Here is a 12,314-nt window from a genome sequence, read left to right on the forward strand (position 1 = left end):
AACTTATGTCGAATTCAATGAATGTAAAAAAGAAAGGAATTCATCAATTAGTTGCATCAGAAGAAGAAATGATCAAGTTAATCAGTGAAGAATTAAAAAATACTACTCAAGAAGAATTAGTAATTATGTCAGGGCATTTTATGCTCTTTTTTAATGAAGAAACAAATAGCTTAACTCCTGGAATTATCGAAGAACAGAAAACAGATATGATGAAAGAGAGGATTTCACGTAGGGTAGGTATATTCCCTTTATACACTTGGAATATCGGAATTCAATTAGGCGAGCAATTTTATGAACAATTTAAAGACATTAAATACCTATTGTTAATTAATGATTGGCAATACGTTCCATCTACAAATGCAAATGTTAGTGATCTTCGCAAAGAGTTTTACGAGAGATATACAGAAATTCCAGAAGCTTACGTTACAAGTTTAGAAAAGAGTAAATACTTTAATCAACAGAGTATCTTGTCTAACCGAAAAAATCCGATTTTTTTCCCTGAAACTTGGCTTAAATATAGATTTCAAAAAAGCGCTAGTAAACTAGTAAAAGAAGGAAAATTAGAAAAGAGAATGTTAAACGATCGAGAAAATCAATCCGAAGTATCATTTGTAGATGAGGATGGAAATTATAAAACATTAATTAGTTGTGGTGTAACTGGATGTGCAGGAGAAATTACAGAAATGATAGCTGAGGTACATAAGGCAGGTTATAGAGCATTGTTATTATTCGCACCTGGAGAGTGTTACCAACCTGTACGTACAGGTATTGAAATCGCTCTTAATCTATATAATTTAACAGGGATGAAAGTGATTGTTGCGGATCCTGGTGGAAGTGGCGAAATGTCAAAAGAAGAAATCTATGAAAAAACCGTTAATTTCTCTGTGTTTTCTTCGTGATAAAGGAGGGCAATGCTTATGAGACAGGTGTACTTAGATTATGCTGCTACTACTCCATGTCATAATAAAGTGATCGAAGTTGTAGAAAAGTACATGAAAACAGAATTTGCAAACCCTTCATCTCAGCATGTGATGGGAAAAAAAGCACAGTATGCGGTGTATCAAGCGAAAAGTAAGATTGCAATTTCTATTGGTGCTCATAAAGAAGAAATAATATTTACTTCGGGTGCAACAGAAAGTAACAACTTGGCGTTGTTAGGAGCAATTGATTATCATGAAAAAGAACCCGTAAATGTAATTCTCTCACCTATAGACCATAAATCGATTTTAGAGGTTGGAAAAGAGTTACAAAGAAGAGGTATTATCGTAAAATATGTGGACATTAAACGTGATGGAACCATTTGCTTAGATTCATTGAGTCGCTTATTAGATGATGATACAAGAGTTGTTAGTTTTGCATATGTTAATTCTGAGGTGGGAACAATTCAACCAATCAATGAGATTTCTGCTTTATGCAGAAAATATAAAACATTGATACATGTAGATGCTGTTCAAGCTTTTGGAAAAATACCAATAGATGTGAAAAAATTGGACATAGATGCTTTATCTTTATCTGGACATAAAATTTACGGACCAAAAGGTATAGGCATTTTATATGTAAACCAGCACAAACAGGAATATTTTCGTCCTTTATTGTTTGGTGGTGAACAAACATATTTACGGAGTGGAACATTACCCACTTCACTAATAGCTGGCATGGGCGTAGCTAGTGATATAGCTATATTAGAACTAAAAGAGAATTATGAAAAAGCACTGAAATTAAGAACAATTGTTATAAATCAAATTCAACAAGAAATACCCCTTTCTCGCATAAATGTATGTATGGAAAATAGCATACCTCATATCATAAATATAATGATCCCAAATATTAGTTCAGAAACACTTATAGCAGGTATGAGAACTGTTTCTATTTCTTCAGGATCTGCTTGTAATTCAAACAGTTTAGAACCGTCATATGTATTACAAGAGATTGGATTATCCAAAGAAGAAGCCAATAGTTCTATTCGTATATCCATTAGTCCATATTTAAGTGAAGAAGAAATTTTATACGCTGTTGATGAGATTATAGCTAAAATTAAAGATATTTATTGCGTGCAACAGGGATTTTAAAAATAATATAAAAAAGCACTATTCTTTCTGTATATTTTCACAGAAAGAATAGTGCTTTTTTGTGCTTCGCACAGTATAAGATTTTAACAAAGGATTATAACTTGAAACAATATATTTTCGAGAGTTTCTTATCGTCTTAATATGATGATGACGTACTGTCCCCCGTTTCTATCAATACATAATCCCCCTTATTTTTCATCCTAATTCTTTTTGGTTTACTTTCATGAAAAAACTAAAAAGAATTAGAATAGTGGTGAATTTAAAGCCCTACTACTCCAAGAAACCCATGTTCTATATAGAACATGGGTTTCACTAATAAGATAAGTATATTTAATTGAAATACTTACTATCGTTTATTCACTCTATCCGTTTCTTCGTCCACGTCTCAACCACTTCACCCGTATCAGTAACATCTAGTACTAAACTACCGTTACTATACCGGTCTTTATTACGAAATGCTTTTGGATCTATTTCTTCTACAATCTGTTTTTCTGTTTTCATATAAACAAGTTCATCATCACGAACAATTTCAATACCGACAATGCGGTACGGATTACGTTTTAACTCTTTGAAGATAACAAGGCCTCGCTTCGCCCTTGTTGATTTCTCAATTTCGGAAGCTTTTAATCGCTTAACTGCACCGCGCTGCGTTACGAGAATCAATTGATCTTTTTCACTATTTAACGGTCTACCAGAAGCAACATAATCATCTTCTTTTAAATTAATCCCTTTTACCCCAGCTGCTCTTACACCAACTGGGCTTACTTCTTCTTCATTAAAAATAAGTGCATATGCACCATGTGTTGCAAGAACAATATCACTTGTTCCATCTGTTGCGAAGATATCGACAACTTCATCATCTTTTTTCAAGTTTACGGCTACAAACGCTCTTGAATAGCGCTGAACTTTATACTGATTTAATTCCGTTTTCTTAATCATACCATTTCGTGTAACAAACACAATAAATCGCTTTTCTTCCTCGAAATTCGGTACAACGGTTGCCCAAATTAATGTCTCGTCCCTATCAAGTGAAACGATATTTGCCACATGCTGACCTAAATCTTTCCAACGAATGTCCGGCATTTCGTATACTGGAAGATAAATATAATTTCCTTTATTCGTAAATAAGAGAACTATTTCTGTTGTATTTGTATCGAAACGCTCGAGTAAGATGTCGCCCTCTTTCATACCGAAGTCTTTCCCGTTCGATGCATTATGTGAGCGCCAACCAGTTCGCTTCACATAACCTTCTTTCGTTACAGTAACGATGACATCCTCCTGTGGAATCATAACTTCCACATCAATTTTAATTTCTTCAATTTCCTCTTCAATAACAGCACGGCGATTATCGCTATACGTTTTCTTTACTCTCTTTAGATCTGCTTTAATGACCTGAAGGAGCTTTTTCTCACTTTGTAAAATCGCTTGTAATTCTGTAATTTTCTTCTCTAGTTCTTCCGCTTCTTTTTCTAGTGCTTTAATATCTGTATTTGTTAAACGATACAGTTGCAAGGATACAATTGCTTCTGCCTGCGCTTCTGTGAATCCAAATTTTGCACTTAAATTATCTTTTGCATTACGCTTATCTTTAGATGCTCGAATTGTTTCAATTACCTCATCTAAAATCGATAATGCTTTCATTAAACCTGCCACAATATGTTGACGATTTTCAGCTTTTCGCAACTCATATTCCGAACGACGTGTAACAACTTCTTTTTGATGCCCAATGTACGCATCTAAAATCTTGGGTAACGTCATTAATGTTGGACGACGATTATTTATAGCCACCATATTGAAGTTATATGGAACTTGTAAATCAGTATTTTTATATAAGTAATTTAAAATACCTTCTGCGTTTGCTTCTTTTTTTAGTTCCACAACAATACGAAGACCTGTACGATCTGTCTCATCACGTACTTCCGCAATTCCATCTAGCTTTTTATCTAGACGTAGTTCATCCATTTTCTTTACAAGGTTTGCTTTATTGACTTCGTATGGAATTTCTGTAATGACAATTTGCTGTTTGCCACCGCGAATTGTTTCAACTTCCGCTTTTCCACGAATGATGATTTTCCCTTTTCCTGTTTCATATGCTTTTTTAATTCCATCAAGCCCTTGAATAATGCCACCTGTTGGGAAATCAGGTCCTTTTATAACTGTTAATAAATCATCTACGGAACTATTTGGCTTATCGATACGCATCATTGTTGCATCAATTACTTCTCCAAGGTGATGCGGTGGAATTTCTGTTGCATATCCAGCTGAAATCCCTGTTGAACCGTTTACCAATAAATTCGGGAACATTGCTGGTAATACAACAGGTTCTTCACTTGTATCGTCAAAGTTTGATACAAATTCTACTGTCTCTTTATCAATATCACGGAGTAACTCAGATGCAATTGGCGATAAACGAGCTTCTGTATAACGCATTGCTGCCGCTGGATCACCGTCGACACTACCATTATTTCCGTGCATTTCAACTAATACGTTACGTACTTTCCAATCTTGGCTTAAACGTACCATCGCTTCATATACAGAAGAATCACCGTGTGGATGATAGTTACCAATAACATTACCAACTGTTTTAGCTGATTTACGAAATGGTTTATCATGTACGTTTCCTTCTACATACATTGAATATAAAATCCGACGTTGTACTGGCTTTAAACCATCACGAGCATCTGGTAGCGCGCGATCTTGAATAATATATTTACTATAACGTGCAAAGCGGTCACCTAACACGTCTTCAAGCGGGAGGTCATGAAACTTCTCTGCCTGCATGTTATTCCACCTCCGTCTCCATAATCATTTCATTCTCTAAAATATTACCTTCTTCTTGCATACCAAACTGTACATTACGCTCAATCCATTTCCGACGTGGTTCTACTTTATCACCCATCAATGTCGTCACGCGGCGTTCTGCTCTTGCTGCATCATCAATTTTTACGCGAATTAGCGTACGCGTTTCTGGATTCATTGTTGTTTCCCATAATTGATCCGCGTTCATTTCGCCAAGACCTTTATAGCGCTGCAACATATATCCTTTACCGACCTTTTTCGTTACGCCATCTAATTCTTCATCTGACCATGCATATTCAATGACTTCGCTTTTCCCTTTTCCTTTACTTACTTTATATAAAGGTGGAAGAGCAATAAATACTTTACCAGCTTCAATTAACGGCTTCATATAACGGTAGAAAAACGTAAGTAGTAACACTTGAATATGTGCGCCATCCGTATCAGCATCGGTCATAATTACGACTTTATCATAGTTGATATCTTCGACAGTAAATTCATTTCCAACGCCGCCACCAATTGCATAAATAATTGTATTGATTTCTTCATTTTTGAAAATATCAGCAAGCTTTGCTTTTTCCGTGTTAATGACTTTACCTCGCAGTGGCAAGACAGCTTGGAAACGGCGATCACGCCCTTGCTTTGCAGAGCCACCAGCAGAGTCACCCTCTACTAAATATAGTTCGTTCTTCTGTGGATTACGTGATTGCGCAGGTGTTAACTTCCCGCTCAACGTTCCTTCTGAACGTTTTTTCTTCTTACCAGTACGAGCTTCTTCTCTAGCCTTACGCGCTGCTTCACGGGCTTGTGCTGCTTTAATTGCTTTTCTCACAAGAAGTGTTGCTACATCTGGATTTTCTTCTAAAAAGTATGCTAAATGTTCCGAAACAATTGCATCGACAGATGAACGTCCTTCACTTGTACCAAGCTTACCTTTTGTTTGACCTTCAAATTGCAATAAATCCTCCGGTACACGTACAGAAACAATCGCCGCTAACCCTTCGCGAATATCTGTACCTTCTAGGTTTTTATCTTTTTCTTTTAGCAAAGAGACTTTACGAGCATATTCATTAAAGACACGTGTCATCGCTGTTTTAAATCCTGCCTCATGTGTCCCCCCATCTTTCGTACGTACATTGTTTACGAATGAAAGAATATTTTCTGAATAGCCATCGTTAAATTGAAATGCAAGTTCTGCTTCAATCCCATTTTGTTCACCAGTGAAGTAAACAACTGGATGTATAGAGTCCTTTTCTTCGTTTAAGTAAGAAACAAATGCTTCAATTCCTGTTTCATAATGAAAAACATCTTCTAAATCATTTCGTTCATCTCTTATAGTGATTTTCATACCTTTTAACAGAAATGCAGATTCACGTAATCTCTCACATAACGTTTCATAATTATAATTTGTTGTACTGAAAATTGATGGATCTGGTTTAAAATGCATCGTTGTTCCAGATTGTTTTGTTTTTCCAATTTTCTCTAGTGTCGTTGCAGGAACACCACCATTTTCAAAACGTTGTTCATATATATACCCATCGCGTTTAATGGTTACAACGAGCCATTCTGATAATGCATTTACAACAGATGCACCAACACCGTGTAAACCGCCACTCGTTTTATAACCTCCTTGTCCAAACTTCCCCCCTGCATGAAGTACAGTTAAAATCACTTCAGGTGTAGGTTTTCCAAGTTTATGCATTCCCGTAGGCATCCCACGCCCTTTATCAATAACACTAATACTATTATCCTTATGTATTACGACAGAAATTTCGTCGCCAAACCCCGCTAATGCTTCATCAACTGAGTTATCTACTATTTCGTATACTAAATGATGCAATCCACGGCTGTCCGTGCTCCCGATATACATACCCGGGCGTTTTCGAACGGCTTCAAGACCTTCAAGCACTTGAATGGCATCTTCATTATATTGAAACTGATGCTTTGCCAAACTCCTTGCCCCTTTCCTAATCAAATCAGAACATATGTTTCTATTATAGAATAACGCCTTAACCATCCTTTTGGCAAGTTATGTTATGTCTTTTATATACTATTTTCAATAGAAAAATCCTTGTTTTTTCACAAGGATTCCTCTAGGCTACTATTTCAGAAAAATAATCGTTTGTCAACGAAAAATGGATATGCATTCCAATTACACACTCCACCATTTGGCAATTAACCAAATGACAATTATCCAAAATGGGATAACAAGTAGCAATCCCCAAAAACAGCCTTTAAAAAATCTCATGATGAACACCTCGTTCATCTACCCAGTCTTCAAGTATTCCCCCGAGCTGAATCGATCTTTCGTTTACAATGTCTATACTACCTCGTCATTGCATGTTCTACTTTTATACAACGATCCATAATAACAGTATATCCCTTTTCCTTTAAAAATTTATATGTATCTTCATCTTGTACTCCTAATTGTGCCCAAAAAACATCCGCATCAATCTCCACAAATTCCTTTGCGACGTCCATTAAAAATTCAGAACGACGGAATACATTTACGATATCGACATGCTCCTTAATGTCTTTTAATGACGGAACAGCTTTTTCTCCCAGTACCTCATCTACGACTGGGTTTACTGGGAGAATACGATACCCTGCATCCTGCATTGCTTTTGAAACCATATAGGATGTGCGTTCTGGTTTGTTAGATAATCCAACAACCGCAATTGTTTTGCTATTTTTCAATACTTCACCAATTTCCGTACGAGTTGGGTTTTCAATTGTCATATTAAATCCCTCCTATTCTTTTAGTATAGCCGATAAAGAAAGTCTCTTTCAATACGAAAGAGACTTTCTTTATTAATTCTTAGCAGAAGAGTTATCTGCTAAAGTAGCTGTTTTCGTCATTTTTTCACCATTTCGATAGAATGTTACTTCAATTTTATCGCCGACTTTTTTCTTTTCATATAAATATTTACGGAATTGAAGTGAGTTTTCTACTGTTTGGCCATCTAATGCTACAACAACGTCATACTGCTGAAGTCCTGCTTTTTCAGCTGGTGAGACGGGATAAATTTTGCTTAAGAGAACACCCTTTGTAACATCTTTTGGTAATTTTAATTGTCCTAATGCATACGGTGGGTAATCCTCAAGAGATGCAACTCCTACTCCCATCGCTGGACGTTTTACTGTTCCATCTTTTTCAAGAGATTCAATGACTGGTTTTGCCACATTAATTGGGATAGCAAAGCCAATACCCTCTACTTCTTGCTGTGCAATCTTACTAGAGTTAATACCGATGACTTGACCATTTTGATTGAATAATGCGCCACCACTGTTCCCTGGGTTAATTGCTGCATCTGTTTGAATCACTTGTGCTTGCCAATCCGGCTGTTTGTCACCATTAATATCCACTGGAATTTCGCGTTCTTTACTACTAATAATCCCTTCTGTTACACTACCATCAAAACCTAATGGATTCCCAATTGCAATAGCCGATTCACCAGCGCGAATTTTACTGGAATCACCAAGTGTGGCTACTTTATTAATATTAGATCCATCAATCTCTACAACAGCTAAATCTAACCATGGATCTTTCCCAACTAATTTTGCATCTACTGTTTTACCATCACTTAGTTTCACTGCCAGTTTGTTTGCTCCGTCTACTACATGATTATTTGTTACAATGAGAGCTTTATTCCCAGCTTTTTTATAAATTACACCAGATCCTGTTCCAGCTGTTTGTTCCTGCCCTGCTTGCTCCATTGCAAATGGATCTATGTTCTGTTGCATATTGATAACACCTACAACTACTTCTTTCGCCCCTTCAATCATACCAGGTAAATCTGTTTCACCCTTTACTTTATTTGCAACAGGAACCACAGTTCCCTCTACTTTTGAATTAGAAGTTAACGCCGTCCCATTCCCATTTGTCCATGGCATATACGGTGCTGCAAAACTAATGGAAACAGCTCCGATAACTGCTCCAACTAAACCTGTAAAAAAGTAACCTTTTTTACTACCTGATTTTTTTACTTCTCTCGTTTCACTATGCTCTTCATTCATATTTGGTCCGTCATAATATCCCATAATTGATATCCCCTCTCTGCTGAATTCGTATTTTCAGTATAGTCACATTTTGTGTCCTTCTTGTGAACTCATCGTGAAATCCAATTAAAAAAATACTTTTATTCATTATTGTAGACAAAAAATCTGTAATTTGTACATTTCCATCTACAAAAGAGAGTGTAAATGTACTATATTTTCAACCTATAAGTTGCTGCTACGAAAACAAAAAGAGATCTCCACTCGTTTTCTCCCTCTGTTTTCACTCGGCATGGGGCTAAAAAAGGTACTGACCGCTTCTATCCATGGGCGGATTCTCTCTTCCAACCAAAAGGAAAGCTTTTCTATCGTTTTTTCTATTACATAGTATTTAAAAACTATTCCTCAAACTTATATCCAACTCGAATAACAGTTCCGATATGTTTCGCTTTATCCCCTAACTTATTTCGCAATTTTTTTATATGTGTATCTACAGTACGATCATCACCATAATAATCATATCCCCAAAGTTGATCTAATAAATGCTGGCGTGATAATACGATTCCTTTATTCTCCATTAAATAAACAAGAAGTTCAAATTCTTTATGCGTTAATATAATTTCTTCTCCGTTTACCGATACCGTACGCGAAAGACGATTCACATCGATTCCAGCCATAGAAAGTGCATTCTCTTCTGCAACGCCTACTGCCCCATCAGCACGCTTTAATAAAGTTTTCGCCCTAGCTACTAGTACTTTAGGACTAAAAGGCTTTGTTACATATTCATCAGCCCCAAGTTCAAAACCTAACAATGTATCATCTTCGTCAGAACGAGCTGTAAGCATAATAATTGGTACCGCTGACTCTTTTCTAATACGACGACAAACAGACCAACCATCTATCTCTGGCAACATGATATCTAACATAATTAAATCAATTGTATGTTCAGCAAATAATTCTAACGCTTGTTTTCCATCTTCAGCTTCTATCACTTCAAAACCTTCATTGCGAAAATAATCACTAACAATTTCGCGTAGCCTTCTTTCGTCTTCAACAAGTAATACTGTTTTGTTCATCTGACCTATCCCGCCTTTTTACTCTTTCAATCGAATAATACGTTGATTGGAGCTTCCGCGAAACGGAAGTGTCAAGTCTCTTTTTTGAAGTTCAAACCTTCCATCGACCAGAACATCCCCATAGTGTAACAACTCTATCATATCATTATTTTGAGAACTCTGTATCTCTTCTAATGTATAACCTGTGTAAATCCATAAGTTTTTTTTCAAAGCCTTCACCGCATTTGCTACCTTCTTCACTTCAGCAGCTTGAAAAAATGGATCTCCACCTGAAAATGTTACATCAGTAAGCGGGTTTTTGGCAATCTCTTTCACAATTTCTTCTACGGTCATTTCAGTTCCATTACAAATATTCCATGACTTAGGATTATGACATCCTAAACAACGATGCGGACAGCCCGCAAAAAACACGACTGTCCGCAATCCGTCACCATCTACTACACTATCATGAATAATATTCATTACTCTCATTTATGTTTCACCCGATCCGCTTCTTCACTGCGCTTTGCACTATTCCATTTAGACATATCACCTACAAGATATCCTGTTATACGGCGAATTCTTTCGATATCATTCTCATCCTCGTTTCCACAACTTGGACATTCATTTTTGATGACACCATGATAGCCACAGCATTTACAACGATCCACAGGGTGATTAATGGAGCCATATCCGACTCCATACTCTGCCATTGCCTGCACAATTTGTTTTAATGCTTTTTGGTTATGAACCGCCGCTCCATCTAATTCAATATACGTTATATGTCCGCCATTACAAAGCGTATGAAATGGCCCTTCTAAACGTATTTTATCTATCGCTTGGATGTTATAATACACCGGAATATGAAATGAATTTGTATAATAATTATGATTTGTTACACCGCTAATCATTCCAAATTCTTCTCGATCTTTTTTAACAAACTTACCTGATAGTCCTTCTGCAGGCGTTGCAATTAAAGAGAAATTCAACTGATGTTCTTCCGTTTCTGCATCCATTTTCTGTCTCATAAAGGTAACAATCTCATATCCAAGATTCCATGATTCTTTATCTTCTCCATGATGTTTTCCTGTTAAAACAACTAAACATTCTGCAAGGCCAATAAAACCAATACTTAATGTTCCTTGTTTTAAAATCTCAGCAACAGAATCTTCAGGATGCAGTTTTTCTCCACCCCGCCATACTCCTTGCGAATATAAAAAGTGAAAATCTCTTGCCTTTTTCGTACATTGGTAAGCAAATCTTTCTAATAGTTGACGAATACCAAGATCTATATAATAATTTAAAGCTTCAAAAAATGCTTCTTTTGAACCGCTAATCAATGCTAATTTTACTAAGTTAATAGAAGTAAACGATAAATTCCCTCTTCCAATCGCGGTCTCTTCCCCATGAATATTAGACATAACACGCGTACGACAGCCCATATAACATACTTCGCTTTCTGGGCGACCATCATAATGAACTGCATTAAATGGCGCATCTAAAAATGAAAAGTTCGGGAATAATCGTTCTGCTGTCGTCTCTAACGCCAATTCAAATAAATCATAGTTCGGATCACTTTCTTCAAAATTCACACCTTTTTTTAGTTTAAAGATTTGAATAGGGAAAATGGGTGTTTCACCTTTTCCTAATCCAGCTTGCGTCGCCCGTAATAATTGTCTAATTAACAATCTTCCTTCTTTCGACGTGTCCGTTCCGTAGTTAATAGAAATAAACGGAACTTGCCCACCACCTCTGCTATGCATACTATTGGAATTATGAATAAAAGCTTCACAAGCTTGATACGTATCATTCTCTGTTTCTTTCCACGCAAACTCTTCTACTTGCTCTTTTGTTAACGGATACGTTTCTAATCTTTTCTTATTTTTCTCGAATGTTTTTCTCACATACGGTGCTAAATCAATGTCAAATAACGCAGCTGATTGACCACCGTGCTGCATGTTTTGATTCGCTTGGAAAATAATCGAAGAAAGTGCCAATGCACTTTTAATATCTTGTGGTTGCCTCATATGCCCATGCCCGGTATGAAATCCTTTTTCAAGCATTTGCGCTAAAGGAATCTGCGAACATGTTGTTGTACCTGTCGCATAAAAATCTAAATCATGTGGGTATAATATATTTTGATCTATTGCTTTTTTTACTTGTTCAGAAAGTAAGTGTTCCATTGCATAATATTTTGCACTCTCAGATGCAAATGTTCCCATCATCCCCATAGGAGACCGCCCATCAACATTTGCATTTTCTTGCATTAAATCTTGCTCATTCCCGTGGACAATTGTTTCAAAAATCTTCATTAACTCTTCTCCACATGCACTTTGTTTCATCATTTTTCAAACCTCCAACAACATCTTGTTAATTCACTAACAAAATGATACAACAT

9 protein-coding genes are annotated in these 12,314 nt (G+C 36.3%); 2 read left to right on the forward strand and 7 right to left on the reverse strand.

What is annotated here, in order from left to right; translation table 11 throughout:
* Positions 1-5 precede the first annotated feature (5 nt).
* On the forward strand, positions 6-899 hold the full coding sequence (locus JDS96_RS13645; protein WP_242479907.1) for an LPD16 domain-containing protein: 894 nt from the start codon (positions 6-8) through the stop codon (positions 897-899).
* A gap of 18 nt (positions 900-917) precedes the next feature.
* Positions 918-2,069, forward strand: a complete 1,152-nt coding sequence (locus JDS96_RS13650; RefSeq protein WP_018781489.1) for a cysteine desulfurase family protein — start codon at positions 918-920, stop codon at positions 2,067-2,069.
* Between the two features lie 357 nt (positions 2,070-2,426).
* On the opposite strand, the gene parC is transcribed toward JDS96_RS13650, so the two are convergent.
* From parC to JDS96_RS13685, 7 genes are all read right to left on the reverse strand, one after another.
* Complete coding sequence (gene parC, locus JDS96_RS13655; RefSeq protein ID WP_199667137.1) at positions 2,427-4,850, reverse strand: DNA topoisomerase IV subunit A; 2,424 nt, start codon at positions 4,848-4,850, stop codon at positions 2,427-2,429.
* A 1-nt stretch (position 4,851) separates the two neighbouring features.
* On the reverse strand, positions 4,852-6,816 hold the full coding sequence (gene parE / locus JDS96_RS13660) for a DNA topoisomerase IV subunit B (RefSeq protein ID WP_003199055.1): 1,965 nt from the start codon (positions 6,814-6,816) through the stop codon (positions 4,852-4,854).
* 374 nt (positions 6,817-7,190) lie between these two features.
* Positions 7,191-7,604, reverse strand: a complete 414-nt coding sequence (locus JDS96_RS13665; protein WP_003199060.1) for a CoA-binding protein — start codon at positions 7,602-7,604, stop codon at positions 7,191-7,193.
* 72 nt (positions 7,605-7,676) lie between these two features.
* The gene (locus JDS96_RS13670; RefSeq protein ID WP_018765337.1) at positions 7,677-8,906 is read right to left on the reverse strand and encodes a S1C family serine protease; all 1,230 of its coding nucleotides are present in this window, start codon (positions 8,904-8,906) and stop codon (positions 7,677-7,679) included.
* Between the two features lie 353 nt (positions 8,907-9,259).
* Positions 9,260-9,937 (reverse strand): response regulator transcription factor, encoded by a 678-nt coding sequence (locus tag JDS96_RS13675; protein WP_003199064.1) that lies wholly within the window; start codon positions 9,935-9,937, stop codon positions 9,260-9,262.
* 18 nt (positions 9,938-9,955) lie between these two features.
* The gene (gene nrdG, locus JDS96_RS13680; RefSeq protein WP_018765335.1) at positions 9,956-10,408 is read right to left on the reverse strand and encodes an anaerobic ribonucleoside-triphosphate reductase activating protein; all 453 of its coding nucleotides are present in this window, start codon (positions 10,406-10,408) and stop codon (positions 9,956-9,958) included.
* The gene (locus JDS96_RS13685; protein ID WP_199667138.1) at positions 10,405-12,261 is read right to left on the reverse strand and encodes an anaerobic ribonucleoside triphosphate reductase; all 1,857 of its coding nucleotides are present in this window, start codon (positions 12,259-12,261) and stop codon (positions 10,405-10,407) included. Before JDS96_RS13685 ends, nrdG begins: the two co-directional genes overlap by 4 nt.
* Between the last annotated feature and the right edge of the window lie 53 nt (positions 12,262-12,314).

It is taken from the genome of Bacillus cereus group sp. N21 (assembly GCF_016483395.1).
GTDB lineage: Bacteria > Bacillota > Bacilli > Bacillales > Bacillaceae_G > Bacillus_A > Bacillus_A pseudomycoides.

Coding starts and splice junctions, on each gene's coding strand:
- JDS96_RS13685 (WP_199667138.1), bottom strand. CDS start 12,261: ATGATGAAACAAAGTGCATGTGGAGAAGAGTTAATGAAGATTTTTGAA.
- JDS96_RS13645 (WP_242479907.1), top strand. CDS start 6: ATGTCGAATTCAATGAATGTAAAAAAGAAAGGAATTCATCAATTAGTT.
- JDS96_RS13670 (WP_018765337.1), bottom strand. CDS start 8,906: ATGGGATATTATGACGGACCAAATATGAATGAAGAGCATAGTGAAACG.
- JDS96_RS13675 (WP_003199064.1), bottom strand. CDS start 9,937: ATGAACAAAACAGTATTACTTGTTGAAGACGAAAGAAGGCTACGCGAA.
- nrdG (WP_018765335.1), bottom strand. CDS start 10,408: ATGAGAGTAATGAATATTATTCATGATAGTGTAGTAGATGGTGACGGA.
- JDS96_RS13650 (WP_018781489.1), top strand. CDS start 918: ATGAGACAGGTGTACTTAGATTATGCTGCTACTACTCCATGTCATAAT.
- parC (WP_199667137.1), bottom strand. CDS start 4,850: ATGCAGGCAGAGAAGTTTCATGACCTCCCGCTTGAAGACGTGTTAGGT.
- JDS96_RS13665 (WP_003199060.1), bottom strand. CDS start 7,604: ATGACAATTGAAAACCCAACTCGTACGGAAATTGGTGAAGTATTGAAA.